The sequence below is a fragment of the Kangiella japonica genome, assembly GCF_039523535.1.
Taxonomy (GTDB): Bacteria; Pseudomonadota; Gammaproteobacteria; order Enterobacterales; family Kangiellaceae; genus Kangiella; species Kangiella japonica.
Genome location: NZ_BAAAFM010000003.1, coordinates 846965 through 870929, shown reverse-complemented (window position 1 = coordinate 870929; position 23965 = coordinate 846965). Strand labels below are relative to the sequence as shown.

At 43.4% G+C, this 23965-nt stretch carries 23 protein-coding genes; 5 read left to right on the top strand and 18 right to left on the bottom strand.

The features are described from left to right. Nucleotides 1–204: 204 nt before the first annotated feature. The 5 genes from def to ABD128_RS07480 all read left to right on the top strand — a co-directional run bounded on the left by def (nucleotide 205) and on the right by ABD128_RS07480 (nucleotide 6037). A complete protein-coding gene (gene def, locus ABD128_RS07500) occupies nucleotides 205–708 on the top strand; it encodes a peptide deformylase (RefSeq protein ID WP_343988786.1) in 504 nt (167 codons plus the stop codon). Nucleotides 709–719: 11 nt separating this feature from the next. Further along, the gene (gene fmt / locus ABD128_RS07495) at nucleotides 720–1673 is read left to right on the top strand and encodes a methionyl-tRNA formyltransferase (RefSeq protein WP_343988784.1); all 954 of its coding nucleotides are present in this window, start codon (nucleotides 720–722) and stop codon (nucleotides 1671–1673) included. 34 nt (nucleotides 1674–1707) lie between these two features. Continuing rightward, a complete protein-coding gene (gene rsmB, locus ABD128_RS07490; protein ID WP_343988782.1) occupies nucleotides 1708–3024 on the top strand; it encodes a 16S rRNA (cytosine(967)-C(5))-methyltransferase RsmB in 1317 nt (438 codons plus the stop codon). A gap of 159 nt (nucleotides 3025–3183) precedes the next feature. Next, on the top strand, nucleotides 3184–4557 hold the full coding sequence (gene trkA, locus ABD128_RS07485) for a Trk system potassium transporter TrkA (RefSeq protein ID WP_343988780.1): 1374 nt from the start codon (nucleotides 3184–3186) through the stop codon (nucleotides 4555–4557). Between the two features lie 28 nt (nucleotides 4558–4585). Then, nucleotides 4586–6037 (top strand): TrkH family potassium uptake protein, encoded by a 1452-nt coding sequence (locus ABD128_RS07480; RefSeq protein WP_343988778.1) that lies wholly within the window; start codon nucleotides 4586–4588, stop codon nucleotides 6035–6037. On the opposite strand, the gene ABD128_RS07475 is transcribed toward ABD128_RS07480, so the two are convergent. The 18 genes from ABD128_RS07475 to mnmG form a co-directional block, all read right to left on the bottom strand. Continuing rightward, complete coding sequence (locus ABD128_RS07475; RefSeq protein ID WP_343988776.1) at nucleotides 6038–6964, bottom strand: lysophospholipid acyltransferase family protein; 927 nt, start codon at nucleotides 6962–6964, stop codon at nucleotides 6038–6040. Between the two features lie 129 nt (nucleotides 6965–7093). After that, entirely contained in the window at nucleotides 7094–7696 is a 603-nt protein-coding gene (locus ABD128_RS07470; RefSeq protein WP_343988774.1) for a thiol:disulfide interchange protein DsbA/DsbL, read from the bottom strand. A 26-nt stretch (nucleotides 7697–7722) separates the two neighbouring features. Beyond that, entirely contained in the window at nucleotides 7723–8418 is a 696-nt protein-coding gene (locus ABD128_RS07465) for a thiol:disulfide interchange protein DsbA/DsbL (protein ID WP_343988772.1), read from the bottom strand. 13 nt (nucleotides 8419–8431) lie between these two features. Then, nucleotides 8432–10261, bottom strand: a complete 1830-nt coding sequence (glmS, locus tag ABD128_RS07460) for a glutamine--fructose-6-phosphate transaminase (isomerizing) (RefSeq protein WP_343988770.1) — start codon at nucleotides 10259–10261, stop codon at nucleotides 8432–8434. A gap of 5 nt (nucleotides 10262–10266) precedes the next feature. Continuing rightward, the gene (gene glmU, locus ABD128_RS07455; protein WP_343988768.1) at nucleotides 10267–11664 is read right to left on the bottom strand and encodes a bifunctional UDP-N-acetylglucosamine diphosphorylase/glucosamine-1-phosphate N-acetyltransferase GlmU; all 1398 of its coding nucleotides are present in this window, start codon (nucleotides 11662–11664) and stop codon (nucleotides 10267–10269) included. Nucleotides 11665–11899: 235 nt separating this feature from the next. Continuing rightward, complete coding sequence (locus tag ABD128_RS07450) at nucleotides 11900–12325, bottom strand: F0F1 ATP synthase subunit epsilon (RefSeq protein WP_110200242.1); 426 nt, start codon at nucleotides 12323–12325, stop codon at nucleotides 11900–11902. Between the two features lie 49 nt (nucleotides 12326–12374). Next, the gene (gene atpD, locus ABD128_RS07445; protein ID WP_110200240.1) at nucleotides 12375–13751 is read right to left on the bottom strand and encodes a F0F1 ATP synthase subunit beta; all 1377 of its coding nucleotides are present in this window, start codon (nucleotides 13749–13751) and stop codon (nucleotides 12375–12377) included. 77 nt (nucleotides 13752–13828) lie between these two features. Next, entirely contained in the window at nucleotides 13829–14689 is an 861-nt protein-coding gene (atpG, locus tag ABD128_RS07440; RefSeq protein WP_343988764.1) for a F0F1 ATP synthase subunit gamma, read from the bottom strand. A 72-nt stretch (nucleotides 14690–14761) separates the two neighbouring features. Beyond that, on the bottom strand, nucleotides 14762–16309 hold the full coding sequence (gene atpA, locus ABD128_RS07435; RefSeq protein WP_343988762.1) for a F0F1 ATP synthase subunit alpha: 1548 nt from the start codon (nucleotides 16307–16309) through the stop codon (nucleotides 14762–14764). Between the two features lie 12 nt (nucleotides 16310–16321). Then, nucleotides 16322–16858, bottom strand: coding sequence for a F0F1 ATP synthase subunit delta (locus ABD128_RS07430; protein ID WP_343988760.1), 537 nt, complete (start codon nucleotides 16856–16858; stop codon nucleotides 16322–16324). Between the two features lie 9 nt (nucleotides 16859–16867). After that, nucleotides 16868–17338: a F0F1 ATP synthase subunit B gene (locus ABD128_RS07425; RefSeq protein ID WP_343988758.1), complete on the bottom strand. Its 471-nt coding sequence runs from the start codon at nucleotides 17336–17338 to the stop codon at nucleotides 16868–16870. Between the two features lie 62 nt (nucleotides 17339–17400). After that, on the bottom strand, nucleotides 17401–17670 hold the full coding sequence (gene atpE, locus ABD128_RS07420) for a F0F1 ATP synthase subunit C (protein WP_110200230.1): 270 nt from the start codon (nucleotides 17668–17670) through the stop codon (nucleotides 17401–17403). Nucleotides 17671–17787: 117 nt separating this feature from the next. Continuing rightward, nucleotides 17788–18663, bottom strand: a complete 876-nt coding sequence (atpB, locus tag ABD128_RS07415; protein WP_343988755.1) for a F0F1 ATP synthase subunit A — start codon at nucleotides 18661–18663, stop codon at nucleotides 17788–17790. Between the two features lie 69 nt (nucleotides 18664–18732). Beyond that, on the bottom strand, nucleotides 18733–19113 hold the full coding sequence (locus tag ABD128_RS07410; protein WP_343988753.1) for an ATP synthase subunit I: 381 nt from the start codon (nucleotides 19111–19113) through the stop codon (nucleotides 18733–18735). Between the two features lie 140 nt (nucleotides 19114–19253). Further along, nucleotides 19254–20159 carry a ParB/RepB/Spo0J family partition protein gene (locus ABD128_RS07405; protein WP_343988751.1) on the bottom strand — a complete coding sequence of 302 codons (906 nt, stop codon included), beginning with the start codon at nucleotides 20157–20159 and terminating at the stop codon, nucleotides 19254–19256. A gap of 29 nt (nucleotides 20160–20188) precedes the next feature. Further along, nucleotides 20189–20959 (bottom strand): ParA family protein, encoded by a 771-nt coding sequence (locus tag ABD128_RS07400; RefSeq protein WP_343988748.1) that lies wholly within the window; start codon nucleotides 20957–20959, stop codon nucleotides 20189–20191. A gap of 120 nt (nucleotides 20960–21079) precedes the next feature. Further along, the gene (gene rsmG, locus ABD128_RS07395) at nucleotides 21080–21724 is read right to left on the bottom strand and encodes a 16S rRNA (guanine(527)-N(7))-methyltransferase RsmG (protein ID WP_343988745.1); all 645 of its coding nucleotides are present in this window, start codon (nucleotides 21722–21724) and stop codon (nucleotides 21080–21082) included. Nucleotides 21725–21929: 205 nt separating this feature from the next. Continuing rightward, nucleotides 21930–23840, bottom strand: a complete 1911-nt coding sequence (gene mnmG / locus ABD128_RS07390) for a tRNA uridine-5-carboxymethylaminomethyl(34) synthesis enzyme MnmG (protein ID WP_343988743.1) — start codon at nucleotides 23838–23840, stop codon at nucleotides 21930–21932. Nucleotides 23841–23965: the final 125 nt, after the last annotated feature.

Genomic DNA, 23965 nt, shown 5'->3' with positions numbered 1-23965 from the left:
ACGTAGAATCTCTAAACCCTATAAGGATCATCATCTTATCAACATTTCTTAGCACATTACTACAACTTAATCACAGTCTAATCATTATTTTCACCGTTTTCGCGAGTTTTTTGGGCTAAAAAATGGTCATTCTGGGTCGAATTGATTATGATCGCCCCCATATAGCTAAATAGCTACCCAATTAACCGATAAATATTAATTTTCATGGCCAAATTAGAGATTTTAGAGTTTCCAGACACCCGTTTACGCACTAAAGCAGAACCAGTTACCTACTTCGGCGATGAATTTCAACAGCAAGTCGATGACATGTTCGAGACTATGTACGCCGCGCCAGGTATTGGTTTAGCCGGTGCTCAGGTTGATTATCATAAGCGTCTATTCGTGATTGATGTTTCTGAAGACAAAAGCGAACCTTTAGTTTTCGCCAACCCTGAGTTCATCGAAAAACGTGGCGTCGAAGAGATGGAAGAAGGTTGCTTGTCTTTTCCGGGTGTTTACGCCAAGGTTCAGCGCGCTAATGAAGTTGTGGTTAAAGCCCAAGATCGTCATGGCGAAGAGTTTGAAATTGATACAGGCGACTTGCTAGCAGTCTGTATTCAGCACGAATACGATCATATCGAAGGCAAGCTTTTCGTTGACTACCTATCACCTCTTAAGCGTAATCGAATTCGTAAGATGCTTGAAAAACAACAGCGTCAGAGTAAGTGAGTAACCACTCCATGTCTCGTTCTCTAAACGTTATTTTTGCTGGCACCCCTGATTTCGCAGCTTCCAGTCTGCAAGCGCTTCTAGACTCTGAGCACAATGTTGTGGCTGTTTATACACAGCCAGATCGTCAATCAGGTCGTGGAAAAAAGATCAGCATAAGCCCCGTCAAAGAGCTGGCCTTACAACATGATATCCCAGTCGAGCAACCAACCAGTTTAAAAGCAGAAGAAGCTCAACAAAAGCTAGAAAGCTATAACGCCGATATTATGGTAGTTGTTGCTTATGGATTATTACTGCCACAAGCGGTTCTCGATATACCCCGTTTGGGATGTATCAATGTTCATGGCTCTTTATTACCACGCTGGCGTGGAGCAGCTCCAATTCAGCGCGCTATCGAGGCAGGTGATAGTGAAAGTGGCATCACCATTATGCAAATGGAGGCTGGCTTAGACACGGGCCCTATGATTAGCAAAGCAGTAACCCCGATCACGGCTGATGACACCGGCGCGTCACTTCATGACAAGTTAGCCGCTCAAGGCGCTACGCTATTGGTTTCAACTATGGACAATATTGCTAGCGATAACTATAGCGCAGAGGCGCAGGATGATTCGCTAGCCACTTATGCGCACAAACTGAGCAAACAAGAATCCTTTATCGACTGGAGCCAAAGTGCACATCAAATCGAGCGCACTGTGCGCGCCTTCAACAGCTGGCCTGTGGCGCAAAGCAAACTTGAGGATAAGGTCATTCGAGTTTGGGCCTCAGAGGTAGTTGAAGCTGAGAGCTCGCAGTCTGCTGGTACTATCATTAGCGCAGATAAAAGCGGAATTTTAGTCGCTTGTGGTGAAAACCAACTGCTATTAACAGAGCTTCAACTACCGGGTTCGCGTAAAATGTCGGTCAAAGATCTGTTAAATGCTCCTAAAAACCAAGAGTTGTTTGCTAAAGGCACTCAATTTTCTTAACACTGTCTATTTACAACCTTAGAAGGTATCTCTGTTGGCACTATTAAACTCGACGCACACACGTAGCCAAGCGGCAAAATCTCTTGAGCTGATAGCCTTTGAAGGCCAGTCCGCTAGCGATGTCTTGGCTCAAGTTGAGTTTGAAAACCCCAGCGATACATCTCTTTTTAAGGCTATAGTGCTTGGCTGTTGTCGTTACTTTGAGCGCTTGGATGCCTTAACCCATTCTTTACTAAAGAAAAAATTTAAGCCGAAAGACCAAGATCTTTTGTGTTTGTTAATCGCCGGCCTTTATCAGCTCGAATATAGTCGCGTTCCCGATCATGCCGCAATCAGCGAAACGGTCGATGCCTGTCGTATGCTGAAAAAAGACTGGGCGACAAAGTTAATAAATGGTGTGCTTCGCACATATCTGCGCCAAAAAGAGCCACTAAATCAAAAGCTTGATAACGATTGGGAAACCAAGTTCAGCTTCCCTGTATGGCTCATTAACCGCATTAAACCTCACTATAAGGGCCAAGTTGAGGAAATACTCACACAGTCCAACCAACAGGCGCCAATGTCCTTACGCGTTAATCTAATGAAGATTAGTCGCGATGATTTTTGTGTTGGGCTCGATGAGGTCGGGTTAGGTTACCGTAAACACCCTTTGGTCGATAGTGCAGTGGTGTTAGAGCAAGCTGTTCCTGTGCATTCTATCCCTGGCTTTGATGAAGGTCATTGCTCGGTACAAGACGTTGCGGCGCAATTAGCCGCGAGACTGCTATCACCAGAGGAAGGGCAAAAGGTGTTGGATGCTTGCGCGGCGCCTGGCGGTAAAACCGCACATTTACTCGAGCAAAGCAAAAACACTCTCGTACTTGATGCCGTAGATATCGATCCACAACGCTGTGCGCGTATTCAAGAAAATATGGAGCGTTTAGAGCTTGGGGCAGACATTCACGCTGAGAATGCGCTGAGCTTTATGCAAGGCAAAAGCTCCGAATACGACGCCATTCTGCTTGATGTTCCTTGTAGCGCTACCGGTGTTGTCCGCCGACACCCAGACATTAAACTGTTACGTCGTGATGAGGATATTGATGAGCTTGTTCAAGTACAGCAACAATTGTTGGTCGCAGCTTGGGATGCTCTCAAGCCAGGTGGAAAACTACTTTATGCTACCTGTTCGATACTTTTTGAGGAAAATTGCGCACAGATAGATAAATTTATGTCCAATACTCATAATGTAACCCTGCTTGAATTACCTTCTAAAATGCAGAAAATCAGTCAGACAGACATCGGCTGCCAGATTTTACCGGGTAGCGAAGAAATGGATGGTTTCTACTATGCCTTGTTGCAGAAGAACTCTTAGCGCAAAGACCTAAAACTTTAGATCTTAAGATCAAATCATCAAAATCATGTTAAATAATTGATAATTAACCGCATAAAGCTTAAAAACCCCTTCCGATCACAAGCAGTTAGCGTTAGCATAAGCATCAGATACTAATAAGAAGGCTTATTATTTGTCGTTATGAAAATTATCATATTAGGCGCCGGCCAAGTCGGTACCAGTCTCGCGCTCAGCCTCGAGGGTGAGGATAACGACATTACTTTAATTGATTCGGATCCAAAGCGACTGGCCTATATCCAAGATCACTTGGATTTACGCACCATCGTTGGACACGCCGCACATCCTGATGTCTTGGAAAAAGCGGGGATCGATGATACTGATATGCTGGTCGCTGTAACCAGTAGCGATGAAGTTAATATGATCGCTTGCCAGATCGCACACAGCTTGTATCAAACACCTAGCAAAATTGCTCGTATTCGCTCCAGCAATTATCATGACAAATCCGAAATATTCACTAATAACCACATCCCAGTAGACGTTGTGATCAGCCCAGAAAAGCTGGTAACTGAATACATCGAGCGTCTAGTTGATAATCCTGGCGCCTTTCAGGTTTTGGATTTTGCCAACGGTCTAGTGCGCTTAGTAGCTGTAAAAGCCTATTACGGCGGTCCATTAGTGGGCAATGCACTTGCCGAAATAAAACAACATTTACCCAACGTCGATACTCGAGTTGCCGCTATTTTCAGGCGCGGTAAACCGATTGTACCCACTGGCCATACGGTTATCGAAGCCGACGACGAAGTTTTCTTCCTTGCCGCTAAAAAGCATATTCGATCGGTTATGAGTGAGTTGCAACGCCTCGAAAAAAACTATCAACGAGTGATAATTGCCGGTGGCGGAAACATTGGTCAGGGCTTGGCCAAGCGTCTTGAGAAAAAGATGTTAGTTAAAATTATTGAGCGCGATCCACAAAGGGCTGAAGAGCTCGCCAACAACCTCGAGGATACTCTGGTGTTACACGGCGATGTGTCTGACGAGGACTTGCTCAATGATGAAAATATCAGCGAATTCGACTTGTTTATTGCCGTCACCAACGACGACGATGCGAATATTATGTCTGCGTTACTAGCTAAGCGACTGGGTGTGCGTAAAACCATGGTTCTTATTAACCGCACGGCTTATGTTGATTTAATTCCGGGTCATGAGATTGATATCGCTATATCCCCTCAGCAGGTTACGATTGGTAGTTTATTAACACATATCCGCCGAGGTCACGTATCGAGCGTTTACTCGTTGCGTCGTGGCGCTGCCGAAGCGATTGAAGCTGTTGCGAAAGGTAATGAGCAAACCTCGCTTGTTGTTGGACGCGCCATTAGTGAAATAGCCTTGCCACCAGGAACCTCGATTGGTGCCATAGTTCGAGGTGATGAAGTTATCATTGCACACGATAGCGTTATTATTCGTAAAGATGACCATGTAGTGTTATTTATGATTGATAAGGACTACATCCAAGACGTTGAACGGTTATTCCAAGTCAATGTTACTTATTTTTAAGTGATCTAAGGGTTTTGAGAATCGTATAATGCAGTTTGCCACTATTACCCGTACTTTAGGCCTATTGATCATGATCTTCAGTTTGACCATGATTCCGCCGAGTATCGTCGCACTTATCTATAAAGATGGCGGAGGTAGTGCTTTTTTCGCAACTTTTATTTTGGCGCTGATTAGTGGTTTTTTCATTTTTCTGTCAAAGCGTCACGCTAAGAACGAGCTCAAGATACGAGATGGCTTTCTTATTGTTTCGCTTTTTTGGACCGTACTAAGCCTTATCGGTGCTATACCATTCCTTCTCATTGGAGAATACTCCCTTTCTTTCGCTGACGCTGTGTTTGAGTCTTTTTCAGGGATTACCACCACTGGCGCAACGGTCATCGTCAATATCGATGAGTTACCACACTCAGTCCTTTTTTATCGCCAACAGCTTCAATGGCTAGGCGGTATGGGTATTATTATTTTAGCGGTTGCGATTCTTCCCATGCTCGGCATTGGTGGGATGCAGTTATATCGCGCTGAAATTCCTGGGCCGATGAAAGACTCCAAGCTGACACCACGCATCGCGGGTACGGCAAAATCTCTTTGGTATATCTACGTCGGCTTGACCATCGCTTGTGCGTTTTCCTATTGGTTAGCGGGTATGTCGGCATTCGATGCAATTGGCCATAGCTTTAGTACGGTCGCAACCGGCGGTTTTTCTACCCACAACGATAGTATTGGCTTTTTCAACAACGATACTATTGAAATGATTTGTATCTTTTTTATGTTTCTCGGTGGTATCAACTTTTCTCTTCACTTTTTCGCAGTGCGAAAGTTGAGCATGACGCCTTACTTGAAAGATACCGAGTTTCGTGTGTATACCATGATTTTATTAAGTGTAGGCTTAATTGGTGCCATCGTTTTGCTCATCGATTACAACTATAGCTCATTCTACGAAGCGTTTTTGCACACTCTATTCCACACCGTTTCTTTTGCCACATCTTCAGGCTTTGCCACTGCGGAATACTATGCTTGGCCACTCGCGGTCTCCGTACTCCTTATTTTTGTCAGCTTTCCAGGGGGAAGTGCAGGCTCAACGTCAGGTGGCATGAAGGTTATTCGAATCGTATTACTCTTTAAACAGGGTTTTCGTGAGATAAAACGCTTAATACACCCCAACGGGGTTTTTATTATTAAACTCGGTAAAGAGTCGGTAAACGACAAAGTGGTGAATTCAGTCTGGGGATTTTTCGCTACCTACATCATGTTCTTTGTCATACTCATGTTCATTTTACTGTCGCAGGGCCTCGATCAGGTCACAGCCTTCTCCGCGGTAGCAGCTAGCATGAATAACTTAGGGCCTGGATTAGGCGAAGTTGCACAAAACTACAGTTCACTTAACGATCTAACCAAGTACGTTTTAAGTTTTGCTATGTTATTGGGGCGTTTAGAAATCTTTACGCTGTTAGTCTTGTTCACGCCTTATTTCTGGCGTAAATAATTAGCGGTAGGGGTTTGGACCACCGTCCTCTGTTGTTTTAAACCGCTTATAGGACCATTGATACTGTTCAGGATAGCGTCTGATGGTTTGCTCTAAATGCTTGTTTACCTCAGTCGCATACTCAAATTCATCTATGTCCTGAACTATTTTTACCGGTTTTAAGTGAATGTCATACAGTCCTTCAGCATTCTTTATAGCTGCAACCTCAAATAGCTCGGCACCACTTTTTTGTTGTATTTTTTGCACCAACGTCATGGTTAATGCATTTTTCCCACAAAAAGGGACAAACACTCCAGCACCACGGCCCGGCTCCTGATCACTTAGTACAGCGGCAACTTCACCGGCTTTTAATATTTTAATTAAATGCATCACACCACGGCTATCACCTCGTACCATAGCCGTACTGTTTTGACAGCGCCCACCGCTAATTACTTCGTCCATCTCTTGCTGACGAGGCGGGCGATACATACAGTGGAACTTATAATTGCTACCCAAGTAATAGAGCGCTACCTCCCAGTTACCGATGTGCGAACCTGTAAACAACACACCTTTACCTTGGGCTAGGCATGCTTTAACGGCTTCATCACCAAAGACGTTATCGATATAACGCTCACCTTGACACTTACGCCAAATTTTAGAAGCCTCAAAAAAAAGACGTCCAGTGTGCTTTAAGCTTTTAATGGCTAAGACCTTTCGTTGCTTTAGTTCAAGCTCAGGTAAACAGATTTCGAGATTGGTTAGGGAAGTGCGGTAGCCTCTGGTTTTAAAGAGTTTTGAGCTTTGTGCGAAAAGCCAGGCAAACAGCCTACCGATAAAGTCAGGCAAATTGGCAAAGAGCTCGATGATTGCACATATGATCTTTACCTTTACAGGCTTCGACTCTACAACCTTGCCTTTGCTTTGTTTCTTATCAGTGGGACTTGTCATACTTCGGTACACAACTATTAAGTGAGATAATGTTAAATCTTTTTAGCGCTTATTATTTTTATTAAGCATAGTATACCCATAAAAAATGCCAGTGAACACTGGCATTTTTTAGATACGAAAGCACTTGTATTATTTGGTATTTTCTAGAGCAAAAGTACCCAGTAATTCATTCAAATTATTGTAACTGGTTACTTCGTACTTTTTATTGACGATAACCGTTGGCGTTTTAATAATTTTTAAATCACGTGCTAACTTTTTAGCATATTGAACCTTGCTGTTAACACCAAACGACGTATAAGCTTTTTCAAACTCTTCTTCACTAACTCCGGCTTTTTTAAAAATTGGAATCAATGAAGCTTTTGTCGATAGTATATTCTTTTCAGCATGCCATTCATGAAAAATTGCAGGGTGCACTTTATCACTGACGTCTAACGCTTCTGCTACATAAAAAGCATAAGTTAGGTGAGGCACTCGACTCATGTATAAAGGTACCTGTTCAAACTTTACACCTTCTGGTCGATCGTTCTTTTTCCATTTTTGAATCATTGGTTCGAATGAGTAACATGCACCACAGTGATACGAGAAAAACTCATGAACGATAGGCTTTGAAGTTGCCTCTGCGCCACTAAGAACTTTATAGTCTTGACCTTCTTTTACTGCCGCGCCAACTGATGTGGCGCCTAATGCCAAGACTGATGCTAGAGCTAGCATTAAAATATATTTTACCTTCATATACATCCTCTCTAAATGCTTCTAAATTAAGACTTCTTCGTATTTGTAATTGCAAAGCTACCCAACAACTGCTGAAGGTTGTCGTAAGAATTTACTTTGTACTTTTCGTTAATTATCAATAATGGAAAACTTGTAACTTGGAATTTCCCAATCAAGGCTTTTGCTTCTTCGACTTTCTTCTCAACGTCTTCCGAAGCGTATACTTCCTCAAACTTTTCTTTGCTTACACCAATGCTCTCAAATAAAGGAACTAATCCAGCTTTATCAATGATTCGGTTATTATTTTCATGCCACTCAGCAAACATACTTAAATGATACTCTTCCAGAACACCCAGTTCTTCAGCAGTATAAAAACCATAGGTTAGGTGAGGGACTTGAGGTAAAAACACTGGAATTTGCTTAAATTTTACTTCTTCAGCTTTATAATTACGCTTCCATTCAATCATTATAGGCTCAAGGTTATAGCAGTGAGGGCAGGTGTACGAGAAAAACTCATAAACCAACGGTTCTTCGCTCGCCTCTAAGTTCGCATACTCAATGTAATCAACACCTTCTTTAAGCTCAATCTTTACCGGCTCGTTTACTTTTGCTTCTTCTTTCTTTGTAACGACTGTTTCTTGTGTAGCTTGAGATTTAGTTTCTTTTGCACCGTCTTCGCTACACGCTGTTAACGCTAACAATGCAAATGCCACAAGACTGACTGTAATTGCTTTCAAATTCATTAAAAACTCCTGGTTACTCGACCGTTACTGATTTTGCTAGGTTTCTTGGCTGATCCACATCCGTTCCTTTAATCACAGCTACATAATAAGATAACAGTTGTAAAGGAATGGTATATACAATCGGTGCCGTTACGTTATAGCTACTATCCACAGGAAACACCGTTATACCGTCTGAACCCTGAATCTTAGCTGACTTATCTGCAAAAACAAATAAACTACCGCCTCTCGAGCGGACTTCCTCAATATTCGACTTTAGTTTTTCTAACAGGTTATCGTTTGGTGCGACAACCACTGTCGGCATATCTTTATCAATCAAGGCTAAAGGACCATGCTTTAACTCGCCCGCGGCATACGCTTCGGCGTGAATATAAGACACTTCTTTTAGCTTTAACGCCGCTTCCATAGCTATTGGATATTGCTGCCCACGACCAAGGAATAGGGTATGGTGCTTTTCTGCAAAAGCCTCTGATAACTTATCAATATCACCAGCTTGATCTAACGCTTTTTGGATCTCACTCGGCAAATGTTCCAACGCTTTTACGATATTGTGTTCAGTTTCTTTATCTAAGCCTTTAGCTTTACCGATTGATATTGTAAGTAACAACAATGATACTAGTTGGGCGGTAAACGCCTTGGTTGAAGCGACACCAATCTCAGTGCCAGCTCGAGTAAGCAATGTAAAGTCAGACTCACGAACCATCGACGAAGCAGGGGAGTTACATACCGTCAAGCTCGCTAAATAACCTTCGCCTTTTGCTTTACTTAATGCCGCTAATGTATCGGCTGTTTCACCAGACTGTGAAATGGTGATGAATAAGCTGTTCGGGATTGTGGCTGTTTTTCTATAGCGGTACTCACTCGCTATTTCTACTAAGCACGGAATATTGAGGTAATGCTCAACCCAGTATTTAGCTACTAAAGCTGCATTATAACTAGTACCGCAAGCTATGATCTGTAGTGCTTCGGTTTGCTCAAAGACTTTCGCTGCATTGTCACCAAGAGTTTCAATATACACTTGGTTATCCACAATACGACCTTCTAAAGTGTCCGCCACCACAGAAGGCTGCTCAAAAATTTCTTTAAGCATAAAGTGACGGAAGTTGCCTTTATCAACAGCATCGTGCTGAATATTTGATGTTTCAAACTCACGCTCTACTTGCTCACCATTACTGTTGAGTAGTGTTATGCCATCACGTCTAACTTCAGCTACTTCACCTTCTTCTAAATATAAGAAGTCACGAGTTACTGGTAGCAATGCTAATTGATCTGAGGCTACAAAGTATTCTCCAATACCCTTACCTATAACGAGCGGGCTGCCAGAGCGTGCCACAACCATTTTGTCAGGCTGGTGTGCGTCAATAGCGACGGTTCCATAAGCACCTTTAAGTTTTTTAGTGGTCGCTTGTAAAGCAGCCAATAAAGTATCGTGACTTTTTAGTTCTTCATGCAAGCAATGCGCGATCACTTCAGTATCCGTATCTGATTTAAATACGTAACCTTTCGACTTTAATTCTTCGCGCAACTCTTCATGGTTTTCAATAATACCGTTATGCACTAGTGCGATGTTGTCTTTCGACATATGTGGGTGAGCGTTTTTCTCGTTTGGCTCACCGTGGGTCGCCCAGCGCGTATGTGCGATACCAAGTCCGCCCACTATAGGGCTATTAGCTAACGCTTCTTTTAGCTCTGATACTTTTCCTGCACGACGGATACGCTCAACCTGTCCATCATGATAAATGGCGACACCAGCAGAGTCATAACCTCGGTACTCAAGTCGTTTTAATCCTTCAACTAAAATATCGCTAACGTCACGCTGCGCAATAGCACCAACAATTCCACACATTTTCTTTATTCCTCGTTCTTTTTGCTTTTATTCGTGTTTTTTACTGGCCTTTGCCAACCCGAAATACTTTTTTGGGCTACACGACTTATACATAATTCTTCAGCCGCAACATCTTTGGTTACGGTAGTACCGGCTCCAACTGTGGCATTTTTACCAATTGTCACAGGAGCTACAAGTTGACTGTCTGAACCAATAAAAGCACCATCTTCTATGGTGGTTATAAACTTGTTAGCGCCATCATAGTTACAGGTAATTACACCGGCTCCAACATTAACTCCTTCACCAATATTAGCGTCGCCAAGATAGGTTAGGTGACTGGCTTTGCTACCTTTGCCGAGCGTTGTTTTCTTGGTTTCAACAAAGTTGCCTATAAACGTTTCGTCTTCTAGCAGAGTGCCGGGTCTTATCCTAGCAAAAGGGCCTACTTGGCAACTCTTGCCGATAGTTGCGCCTTCTATCATGCTATTAGGCTTAACCTTGGAATTTTCACCAATCGTACAGTCGCTCAAAATGACGTTAGCGCCAATTGTCGCACCGCTTTCGATAGTGACATTACCTTCAATAATCACATTAACATCAATCAAGACATCGCTAGCACAGTTAAGTTCACCGCGAATGTCTAATCGAGCTGGGTCAATTAGGGTTACGCCTTGCTCTAATAGATCTTGCGCCTTGGCTTCTTGGTAGCGTCTTTCAAGTTGTGCTAACTGAACACGACTATTTACACCCTCTACTTCAATCGCTGATTCTGGATGGCATGCGACAACACCGCTCGCTTCTAATGCTGATTCTGCCGCCATAGCAATACAGTCTGTTAAGTAATACTCCCCTTGGGCGTTATTATTGTCTATGTTAGACAACCATTCTTTTAGCTGCCCACCCTTTGCACAAAGGATACCTGTATTCACTTCGTTAACTTTGAGCTGTTCATCGTTGGCATCTTTTTGTTCAACGATTGCTACCACGCTACCCTCATTGTCTCGGATTATGCGTCCATAGCCCATAGGATTATCAAGCTTTACAGTCAATAAACCTATACCATTTTCTGGTTGTCCCTGTGTTAGTGCTTTTAATGTCTCGGCCTTAATCAATGGCACATCACCATACAGTACTAATACTTGATCCTTGTCCTCGATCACTGGTAACGCTTGATCTACGGCGTGACCGGTACCTAGTTGCTGCGCTTGCTCCACAATGGTTACCGGTATATCTTTTAGTTGTTTTTCGACTTGATCGATACCATGACCAGCCACGACAACAATTTTGTGGGGTTGTAACTCTTGGGCTGTACTTATCACATGCTCCAACATAGAGCGACCAGCAATAGGGTGCAATACCTTAGGTAGGTTAGAGCGCATGCGAGTTCCTTTTCCCGCAGCTAAAATGACTACACTGAGTGCCATAATTATTCTAATTCGTGGAAGTTAAGCGCTTATTTTAACACTTAGTGTTTCTTTTTGCTTTCTTTGCCTATCAAATTTCCGATCACTTTGCTTTTTTTACATTTGAACTGGTTTTTTAGTTTTAAAAATAAACAGAGCTAGTTTTTAAGTATATCCTTTGCAACTTACATTTCTTATAGCTATTAAAAAAGGTGGCCTAAGCCACCTTTTTTAAATCACTCTGCATTAAAAAGAATTACTTACCGGCTTTCTTTTTAATGGCACGTAATGTGCGTAACTGAGCAACCGCTTCTGCTAATTCAGCAGCAGCTTTTGAGTACTCAATTTCAGAACTTTGATCAGCCAAAGCTTCACGCGCATCTTTTTCTGCTTCTAAAGCTTTCGCTTCGTCGACATCTTCCGCACGTACCGCTGTATCAGCTAAAACCGTTACCATGTGCGGTTGAACTTCTAACATTCCACCTGAAACGAAGAACAGTTCAACCTCTCCACCTGGCAAAGTCACTTTAACTGGGCCTGGGTTTAGGGACGTTAGCAGGGGAGCGTGGCCAGGTTCAATACCTAGCTCACCCAAATCACCTGTCGCAACTAAACGCTCAACAATTCCAGAGAAAATTGAGCTTTCTGCGCTAACGATATCCAAATGTACAGTCATTGCCATTGGGTCTCCCCCCTCTTAACAATTAGTCTTTACAATTAAGCAGGGCTGGTTAAAGGTTTTTCGCTTTCTCAACCGCTTCTTCGATCGAGCCAACCATGTAGAACGCTTGCTCAGGCAGGTGATCATACTCACCGTTAAGAATGCCTTTAAAGCCAGAAATAGTATCTTTCAAGGATACATATTTACCAGGAGCACCAGTAAATACTTCTGCTACGAAGAATGGCTGTGATAAGAAACGTTGGATTTTACGCGCACGAGATACAGTTTGCTTATCTTCTTCAGAAAGCTCATCCATACCAAGAATCGCGATAATATCTTTAAGCTCTTTATAACGCTGCAACACACCTTGAACGCCACGTGCTACGTCATAATGCTCGTTACCGATCACTAATGGATCAAGCTGACGTGACGTTGAGTCAAGTGGGTCAACCGCAGGGTAAATACCTAGCTCGGCAATTTGACGAGAAAGTACAACCGTTGCATCTAAGTGTGCGAACGTCGTTGCTGGGGATGGGTCAGTTAAGTCATCCGCAGGTACGTATACCGCCTGAATCGAAGTAATCGAACCAGTCTTTGTTGAAGTAATACGTTCCTGAAGAACACCCATTTCTTCAGCAAGAGTAGGCTGGTAACCTACCGCAGAAGGCATACGACCTAGAAGTGCCGATACCTCAGTACCTGCTAGTGTATAACGATAGATATTATCAACGAACAATAGTACGTCACGACCTTCATCACGGAATTTTTCCGCCATCGTCAAACCCGTCAACGCAACACGTAAACGGTTACCTGGTGGTTCATTCATCTGACCGTATACTAGCGATACTTTGTCGATTACGTTTGAGTCAGTCATTTCGTGGTAGAAGTCGTTACCCTCACGAGTACGCTCACCAACACCAGCGAATACTGAGAAACCTGAGTGCTCAATCGCGATGTTACGGATAAGTTCCATCATGTTTACGGTTTTACCTACACCAGCACCACCGAACAGACCAACTTTACCACCCTTCGCAAATGGGCAAACCAAGTCAATAACTTTAATACCTGTCTCAAGAAGTTCGTTAGCTGGCGCTAACTCTTCAATTGAAGGCGCTTTACGGTGAATAGACATACGCTCTTTTTCACCGATAGGGCCTTTTTCGTCGATTGGGTTACCAAGCACGTCCATGATACGGCCTAGGGTTTCAGTACCCACAGGAACCTGGATTGGCGCGCCAGTATTAGTTGTTTCAAGCCCACGACGTAAACCATCTGAAGCTCCCATCGCGATACAACGTACAACACCGTCACCTAACTGCTGCTGAACTTCTAAAGTTAAGCCAGTATCGGTTACTGTAAGTGCATCATAAACTTTAGGAACACTATCACGCGGGAACTCAACGTCGATAACCGCGCCGATAATTTCTACAATGTTACCTGTGCTCATATTGATTTCCTCAATCTTAAGCTTCTAAAAACTTATCTTTCTACTTTACGCAAACGGATTCGCGCAAAAGCAATGGATTAAACCGCAGCTGCACCAGCACTAATTTCAGCCAATTCTTGAGTAATGGCTGCCTGACGTGCTTTGTTGTAAACAAGCTCAAGGTCATCAATAAGATCACCTGCGTTATCCGAAGCAGCTTTCATCGCTACCATTCGTGCGGCTTGCTCACAGGCGATGTTTTCAACAACTGCCTGATAAACTTGTGACTCAATAAAGCGAACCATCAATTTGTCCAGTAGCGGCTTCGCTTCTGGCTCATATAGATAATCCCAATGGTGACGCAATTCATCATCTTGTCCTACTGGAAGAGGCAATAACTGCTCAACTTTAGGCTCTTGCGTCATCGAGTTCACAAACTCGTTAGTTACGATAAATAAACGATCGATGCGACCTTCATCGTAGGCTTTCAACATCACTTTTACTGCGCCAATTAGATCTTCAATTTCAGGTGTATCACCTAAACCTGAAGTCTTAGCAACTACTGAACCACCGACTCTTTTAAAGAAACCTGTAGCCTTGCTGCCGATTAGACACATATCAACTTCGATGTCCTGATCAGACCATTCTTTCATGCTGTTTAGGGCTTTTTTAAACAAGTTAATGTTTAAGCCACCACATAAACCGCGATCCGTTGATATTACGATATAACCCACACGTCTGACGTCACGTTCAGTAATGTATGCGTGGTGATACTCTGGAGTACCCTGTGCAATATGCTTAATTACTGTACGGATTTTATCAGCGTAAGGACGTGATGATGCCATACGATCTTGCGCTTTACGCATTTTACTTGCTGCAACCATTTCCATCGCAGAAGTAATTTTTTGCGTATTCTTAATCGATCCAATTTTTGTACGAATCTCTTTAGCGCCTGACATACTCTATTTCCAGTCTAAAATTAGTGTTTGGTAAGTAGCAAAGGGCGCATTGAGCACCCTTCATTACAATTCTCACCAAGTTTGCGTAGACTTAAACTTAGTAACAGCTTCTTCAAGCTTAGCTTTGACTTCGTCGTTGTAATCACATTTTTCATTGATTTCATTCAACAAGTCGCTTTGCTGGTTCTTGAAGTAGTCTAGCAATGCATCTTCAAAGTCACCGATTTTGTTGATTTCAACATCTTTTAAGTGACCTTCTTCAGCGGCGTATAACGATACAGCCATCTCAGCTACTGATAGCGGAGCATATTGCTTCTGCTTCATTAATTCAGTAACACGCTGACCGTGCTCTAGCTGTGCACGTGTCGCGTCATCAAGATCAGATGCGAACTGAGCGAAAGCCGCAAGTTCGCGATACTGAGCTAATGCTAGACGAACACCACCACCAAGCTTCTTAATAATCTTAGTCTGTGCCGCACCACCTACACGCGATACCGATAGACCCGCGTTTACCGCAGGACGGATACCAGCGTTGAACAAGTCAGTTTCAAGGAAAATCTGACCGTCAGTAATCGAAATTACGTTAGTTGGTACGAAAGCAGATACGTCACCCGCTTGAGTTTCGATGATTGGTAATGCAGTTAATGAACCTGTCTTACCTTTAACTTCACCATTTGTAATCTTCTCTACGTGATCCGCATTTACTCGTGCTGCACGCTCTAGTAAGCGCGAGTGCAAGTAGAATACGTCACCAGGATATGCTTCACGACCTGGAGGGCGACGAAGTAGCAATGAGATCTGACGATATGCCCAAGCTTGCTTAGTCAAATCATCATATACGATTAAGCTATCTTCACCGCGGTCACGGAAGTATTCACCCATCGAACAACCTGAGAAAGGAGCGATGAACTGCAATGCAGCTGCATCAGCGGCTGTTGCTGCTACCACGATTGTGTGGTCCATAGCGCCGTGCTCTTCAAGCTTGCGAACGATGTTGTTTACTGTTGATGCTTTTTGGCCAACCGCTACGTATACACAAGTAACGCCTGTGCCTTTTTGGTTGATAATAGCATCTACTGCAATTGCTGTTTTACCAGTCTGACGGTCACCAATAATCAACTCACGCTGACCACGACCAACTGGGATCATTGCATCGATAGATTTCATACCAGTTTGTACTGGCTGATCAACTGATTGACGCTCAATTACACCAGGTGCAATCTTCTCGATTGGAGAGAAGCCGTCATTTTCGATTGGACCTTTACCATCGATTGGGTTACCAAGGGCGTCAACAACACGACCTAATAAACCACGACCAACTGGAACTTCTAGAATACGACCCGTACATTTAGCAGTCATACCTTCAACGATGTCTGTGTAGTCACCTAGTACTACCGCACCGACTGAATCACGCTCTAGGTTCAAAGCCATACCATATTTGCCGCCAGGGAGTTCAATCATCTCTCCAGCCATGACTTCTTCTAGACCATGAATTCGTAAAATACCGTCAGATACACTAACGATTGTACCTTCATTACGAGCTTCGCTCACGACTTCAAAAGAATCGATGCGCTTTTTAATTAGCTCGCTAATTTCAGATGGATTCAGTTGCACACTCATGCTTCTTCCTCACTAAGCTCTTAGCGTTTCGGAAAGCTTGTTGAGCTTACCGCGTATTGATCCGTCAATAACCATGTCTCCGGCTCTGATAACCAGTCCACCAATCATTGAAGAATCTACTTGTGTTTCAATGTTAACCTTACGACCAAGTTTTGTCGTCAACTTGTCTGTTAGTCGTTGCAATTGATCGTCGCTTAACGCCATTGCTGATGTAACTTCTACATCAACAGTTTTTTCATAATTCGCTTTTAGTACGTCGAAACGTTGGCGAATAGCTGGCAATGCTTCTAAGCGATTATTTCTTGCAAGCAGTTTAATAAAGTTTTGAACTTTATCGACTAAGTGGCCTTCACCAACTTTTAACACTACATCACCTTTCTGTTCAGAAGAAAGGGCAGGGTTAGTAATTAATGCTGCAACTTTGTCATTGCTAACGGCTTGAGCGACAAAATCTAACATGCTTGCCCACTCAGATACAGTCTGAGCATCAAGAGCATATTCGAATGCTGCTTTTGCGTATGGTCTTGCAATAGTAGATAGCTCTGCCATAGTTAACCCTTATAAATCTTCGACTAGCTTATCGAACATATCATTGTTCGCTGCTTCATCGATGTTGCGCTCGATAACCTTCTCAGCACCAGCAACTGCAAGAGTTGCCACTTTTGAGCGAAGCTGTTCGCGCGCACGGTTAACTTCTTGCTCGATTTCCGCTTGTGCACCTGACTTAATTTTCTCAGCTTCGGCACGTGCATCATCTTTTGCAGAATCAACGATTTCAGTGTGACGCTTTTTCGCAGAATCTACTAACTCAGCAGATTGGCTCTTAGCTTCACGTAAAATCTCAGCTGCTTTTTCTTGAGCAAGCTCTAAATCTTTTTGACTTCTTTCAGAAGCCGCAAGACCTTCGGCAATTTTATTCTGACGTTCTTCGATTGCACCCGTAATAAACGGCCACACAAACTTCATGCAGAACCAGACGAAGGCTGCGAAGAAAATCATGTTGATAATTAGGGTCAAGTTTACATTCACTTTGATTCCCCCTCTCTAGTAGTTAGTCATGGTTTTGGTATAAATACCAGCGTGCAAACTTATTAACCTGCTACTAAAGTCTGCAATTGACCAACGTATGGGCTTGCGAATGTGAACCACATGCCGATACCGATACCGATCATGGTTACCGCATCCAAAAGACCAGCTACTAGGAACATTTTAGTTTGTAGCATAGGAGCTAATTCAGGTTGACGAGCTGAAGCTTCTAGGAATTTACCACCTAGTAGACCGAAGCCAATCGCAGTACCTAAAGCACCAAGACCTAATACTAACAACACACCTAATGCTGTGAACGCGAACAAAGTTTCCATTGTTTTCCTCCAATCGAGAAATGGTTAAATGTTAAAAACTAAAAATAAAAAACTAAACTTTAAAACTTAAAACTCTTTACTAATCGTTGTCTCAATAACTTTTTAATAGACCTTTGATTAGTGATCTTCGTGTGCCTGACTTAAGTAAACAATCGTCAGCATCATGAAGATAAATGCTTGTAGCGGAATTACTAGGATGTGGAAAATTGCCCAACCCATGTAACTTATAAAGCCACCAACAAAACCTCCAATCCCGGTCGACATCAAGATAGCGATCAAGATGAATAGCAGCTCGGCTGCATACAAGTTTCCGAATAAACGTAGGCCTAGAGAAATCGGTTTCGCGATAAGACCAATAGTTTCCATCAACAAGTTAACTGGGATTAGTAATACCTGCACAAATTTGTTCTTACTGGAGAACGGGTGCAAGGTTAGCTCACCGACAAAACCACCAATGCCTTTAATTTTAATGCTATAGAAAAGGATTAGTAAGAATACGCCTATTGATAAGCTAAAGGTGATATTGATATCAGCCGTCGGCAAGAATTTTAAGTATGATGTATGAGCCTCGTTGCCTAATACATGAACGTTAGTCTGCTCTGCGACCCAAGGCAGAAGGTCTACCGGGATCCAATCCATCATATTCATCAGGATAACCCACATAAAGATGGTTAACGCTAATGGAGCTATTAATGGGTTCTTGCCGTGGAAGGTGTCTTTAACCGCTTTGTCGACAAATTCAACAATCATTTCAACGATTGACTGCCACTTGCCTGGGTTTTCTATTTTTGCATTTTTTGCCACACGCCAGAAGCTAAAGCAAAATAAGGCACCTAATATGAATGCAAAGAACAAGCTATCGACGTTGATTGCCCAAAAACCAGCGTCTTGACACTGGTTCCATACCCAACCGTCATCAGTTTTACACACCTGCAGGTTTTGCAAGTGGTGCTTGATATAACCAACGCTATCTAGATTTTCTGAAGATGCCATTGCTTCTTAAACCCTATACTTTTTAATCAAGTAAAACGCTTTACTTTGTACCTTATGTAAAGCGTCTCTTCAATCACTTTTAATAATTAACGGTGCAAACCACTGTGATAACACTATGATTGAGTAGCCAATCAAAAGTGGAGCGCCTTCCACCGGTAATACTATAAATGCAAATGCCATTAGCGCTGCAGCTAGCATTAATTTTAAGCTTTCACCCAAATTTAGTGCTTTTTTAATATCTAAAGCCGCTTGTGCGCCTGCTTTGCGAAATACGATTGTGGCAAAAATAAAGTTCACCACAACTACAATTAGACTTCCAACCCCTAGCGAAAGGCTGACCGTTCCTGAGATCATCAAGCCAATCAGGAACAAGATAAAACTGATGATTAGTTGCACGAGAACCATTTTATAGGCTTGCATACGGCCTTTCCGAGCTAATGATTGATTCATGCCATTTATACCAGTTTCACCACAATTCGGGCGGCAAGTATAAAGATTTACCCGCCTTTTATCAACAAAACGACTATCACAAAGTTGTTTTTTTTTTCGCCAATAGTCAGTAACTTAGAGCAATACCCATACCTTGTGTTTTACTCTGACTCAATACCCAAATGTTGTAATATGCCGTCTAACTCATCTAGGCTGTGATAATTTATCACCAAATTGCCTTTACCTTTCGCGCCGTGGTTGATGGCCACTGTAGCACCGATTTTATCTGCCAATTGTTGCTCAAGGCTCACGATATGGTGATCTTTCGCTTCTTTTTTAGGTTTCGGCTTGGGATCATTTATATTTCGTATGAGCTTTTCCGTCTCACGAACGGTTAACCCTTTCTGCACCACAGTTTTAGCAGTTTCTGCTTGTTTATCTCCCTCAAGAGCGAGCAGAGCTCTTGCATGGCCCATTTCGAGGTCACCACGCTCCAGTAGTGTCTTACAAGCGTCTGTTAGCTGCATTAAGCGAAGTAAGTTGGTCACCGTAGTACGACTTTTACCCACCGCGTCTGCGGTTTGCTGATGCGATAAGTTAAACTCTTCTTTCAGGCGGTGTAGGGCATTGGCCTCTTCCATAGCGTTTAAGTCTTCGCGCTGGATATTCTCAATCAGCGCCATCGCTATGGCAGCTTCATCAGGGACTTCTTTGATGATTACCGGTACTTGATGTAGTTCGGCACGTTGTGCCGCACGCCAGCGACGCTCACCTGCAATAATTTCGTACTTATCTTTAGAAATAGGGCGGACAACGATCGGTTGGATCATTCCTTGAGCACGGATTGAGTCTGTTAACTCCTCAAGACCTTCCTCGGTCATAACTCGACGTGGCTGATATTGACCCGGCTGAATGAACTCGACCGGCATTTCTTTTAAAACACCGTCTTGATTTAGAATTGATTCTGAGTCAGCGTTTGAACCTGCTTCTTTCGTTGCATTTTTTGATTTACTGGTGCTATTGCCCAGTAATGCATCCAATCCTTTGCCCAAACCACGTTTACTCATAAGATATCCTCTATACTTATATTCTTTGCTTATGCTGCGTTTCGGCGTTTAATAATTTCGCCCGCTAATGCTAGGTAGGCTTTGGAGCCACTGGAACTGCGATCGTAGAACAAGACTGGCACGCCATGACTTGGTGCTTCCGCTAAGCGAACATTTCTTGGAATGACGGTGCGATAGACTTTATCCGAGAAATGACTGAATAATTGCCTTGATACTTCTAATGACAGTCGATTACGCGGATCGTACATGGTGCGCAAAATGCCTTCGATCACTAAATCTTGGTTAACATGCTCTTGTACCTGTCGAATGGTATTTAACAGCGCTGATAACCCTTCTAATGCATAATACTCACACTGCATTGGAATAATCACAGAGTTCGATGCTACTAGCGAATTCAAGGTAAGCATGTTCAATGATGGCGGACAGTCGATTAAGATATAGTCGTACAGGTCGTCGACCAACTTTAAAGCCTGCTTGAGCCGTTTTTCTTTGTCACTAAATTCGAGTAAGTGAACTTCAGCAGCGGTTAAGTCACCGTTCGAAGGTAACACATCGTAGCCAGCCACATCCGAGCTCACAATATGACTTTTAATTTCTTCAGGCTCCATCAGAGAGTCGTAAGTAGACAGTTCTAACTCAGACTTTTCAACTCCCGAGCCCATGGTGGCGTTACCTTGAGGATCCATATCAATCATCAGCACACGTTGTTTTTCTTGAACCAACGAAGCTGCAAGATTCACACTGGTGGTCGTTTTGCCAACGCCGCCTTTCTGATTGGTAATGGCGATAATATAAGCCACAAGTCACCTCAAGTTGTTGTTATTTCAGGATCATAATAAGTGCTGGTAAATTTATTATTAATAACTTTTGATGTCCAGCGAGACTCGTCGATTGTGCTGGCTGTTTTTACAAAAGCTTTGTCACCCTGCTTTTTGTAGATAAATAAAATACCGTGTTGCGTCCAAATTGGGAACCTTTACTTGCTTGGAATCGACTAATTTTAGCGATTCGTCTAATTCCTCAATCTCATCCTGCGGATATAACCCCTTCATTGCCAGCCATTGCCCCTCTGGCGCGATAAGGTGCTGTGTCCAGTCCGTCATATCTTTTAAGGACGCAAAAGCACGCGAAAGTATGCAAGCATACCCTGATTCATGGTTGAAGTCTTGCACCCGTTTATTGACCACAGTGACATTCTCAAGGCCTAATTCATACACCACTTGCTTTAAAAAGCGTGTTTTTTTGCTATTCGTATCGAGCAGTGTAAATGACTTTTCTGGGTTTAGTATTGCCAATGGAATACCCGGCAAACCGCCGCCTGTCCCCACATCGAGACAGCTCTCAAACTCCGCAACCGCTGGCGATACCACAACAGAATCTAACAGATGAAGGTATAATCCTTCCTTCGGATCACGAATCGCGGTCAGGTTAAATGCTTTGTTCCACTTTAGCAGCGACGACAAATAGGTTAGCAATTGCTCACTTTGCTCGTCAGTTACCGTGATTCCAAGCTTTTCACACTCTTGGTTAAATTCTGGTTGAAGTTGTTTTAATTGAGGGTTCACACTTTTCTCTTTTTTAAATTTTTGCCGTCATTGCGAGGAAGTGTTAATGAGCAAAGCAATCTCAATAAAGTAAGCCCCACAGGAGCCTTCTAGAGGTTGCCGCGCTCCCCAAAGGCTTCCTTTGGACGCCTTGGCTAGCTCGCAATGACTATCTTTTTATTTACACTCCACCATTCGCCAAAATGGAATAGGGCTTGATTAGGCTTTACGCTGACTTTAAGTGCTTGCGCTTTTTCAAATACACCAGCAACAATGAAATGGCGGCTGGTGTTACGCCTGAAATACGGCTGGCTTGGCCAATGGTTTCAGGTTTTAAGTTTTGCAGTTTCTGCGCTACTTCGTTAGATAAGCCTTTGACCTGGGTGTAATCAATGTCGTTTGGTAATTCAGTATGCTCATTACGCAAGTTACGTTCGATCTCGTCTTTTTGACGCTCGATATAACCTGAGTACTTGGTTTGGATCTGAACTTGATCAGCGACTTTGACGTCCTCGACCTTTGGCCCTAGTTCCGGCTGTGACATCAATAAGTCATAACTAACGTCTGGGCGGCGCAGTAATTCTTGCGCTTTATATGCACGACCCAGCGGCTTTTCTAACACTTTATTAAGCTCTGTAGCCGCTTCGCTTTCAGGAGTGATGACCAGTTTCGAGATACGCTTTAATTCGCTATCAATCGCTTCACGTTTTTGGTTAAAAGCAATCCAGCGCGCTTCGTTGACCAGCCCAAGTTGGCGACCACGCTCGGTGAGACGTAAATCGGCATTGTCTTCGCGTAATATCAGTCGATATTCGGCGCGTGATGTAAACATTCGGTAAGGTTCTTGCGTACCACGAGTAATTAAGTCATCGATGAGTACGCCGATATAAGCTTCATCACGACGTGGCGACCAGCTGTCTTTGCCCTGAACTTGAAGTGCCGCGTTCATCCCAGCAATCAAACCTTGAGCGCCAGCTTCTTCATAGCCAGTGGTGCCGTTGATTTGTCCGGCAAAGTATAAGCCTTGAATAAACTTAGTTTCCAACGAGGCTTTCAAGTCACGCGGATCGAAGAAATCATACTCGATGGCATAGCCTGGGCGCGTAATATGCGCATTTTCGAAGCCTTTGATCGAGCGAACCAAATTCATTTGCACATCAAACGGTAAACTGGTGGAAATACCGTTAGGGTATAACTCATGGGTGTTAAGGCCTTCCGGCTCGACAAAGATCTGGTGACTGTTTTTATCGCTAAAGCGCATCACCTTGTCTTCAATCGATGGGCAATAGCGCGGGCCAATCCCTTCAATTTCGCCTGAGTACATTGGCGAGCGATCGAGTCCGCCACGAATAATATCATGGGTCTTCTCGCTAGTATGCGTTATCCAACAAGGCACTTGCTCCGGATGCTGCGACACATCGCCCATAAACGAGAAGGTCGGCACAGGGTTATCGCCTGGCTGTTGTTCTAGCTGTGAAAAATCGACAGATTTAGCGTCAATACGTGGCGGTGTGCCCGTTTTTAGACGATCGACGCGGAAGGGCAATTCACGCAAACGCTCGGCGAGCGCCACTGATGGCGGATCGCCAGCGCGACCACCTGAGTGGTTTTGTAGTCCGATATGAATCTTACCGCCTAAGAAAGTACCTACGGTTAAGACCACAGCATCGGCATAAAAGTCTAAGCCCATCTGCGTTTTTACGCCGATGACTTTTTGATCGGCAAGCCCAGCGCCTGTTTCATTGTCGACGATCAAGTCAACCACGGCATTTTGGAAAATATCCAAGTTTTCCTGATTTTCCAAGGTTTCACGAATCGCTGCTTTATAGAGCGCTCTATCCGCTTGGGCTCGAGTCGCTCGAACCGCTGGACCTTTACTGGCATTAAGCGTGCGAAATTGTATACCCGCGCGATCGATGGCCTGCGCCATTGCGCCGCCCAAGGCATCGATTTCTTTAACCAAATGACCTTTGCCGATACCACCAATCGCTGGGTTACAGGACATTTGCCCTAAAGTATCAATATTATGCGTCAATAATAGTGTCTTCACGCCCATACGCGCAGAGGCTAAAGCAGCTTCTGTTCCCGCGTGGCCGCCGCCAATAATAATGACTGAGTAGTTTTCTGGATAACGCATAAATCGAACTCTTACCTAAATTGTTTCAAATAACTAAAGGGGTATTGTAAACCCTCTAGGGATAGGGGGCGAGATCATACTCTTATTTGTATAACTTTTGAACAGCTTTTGACTATCTTTTCTCG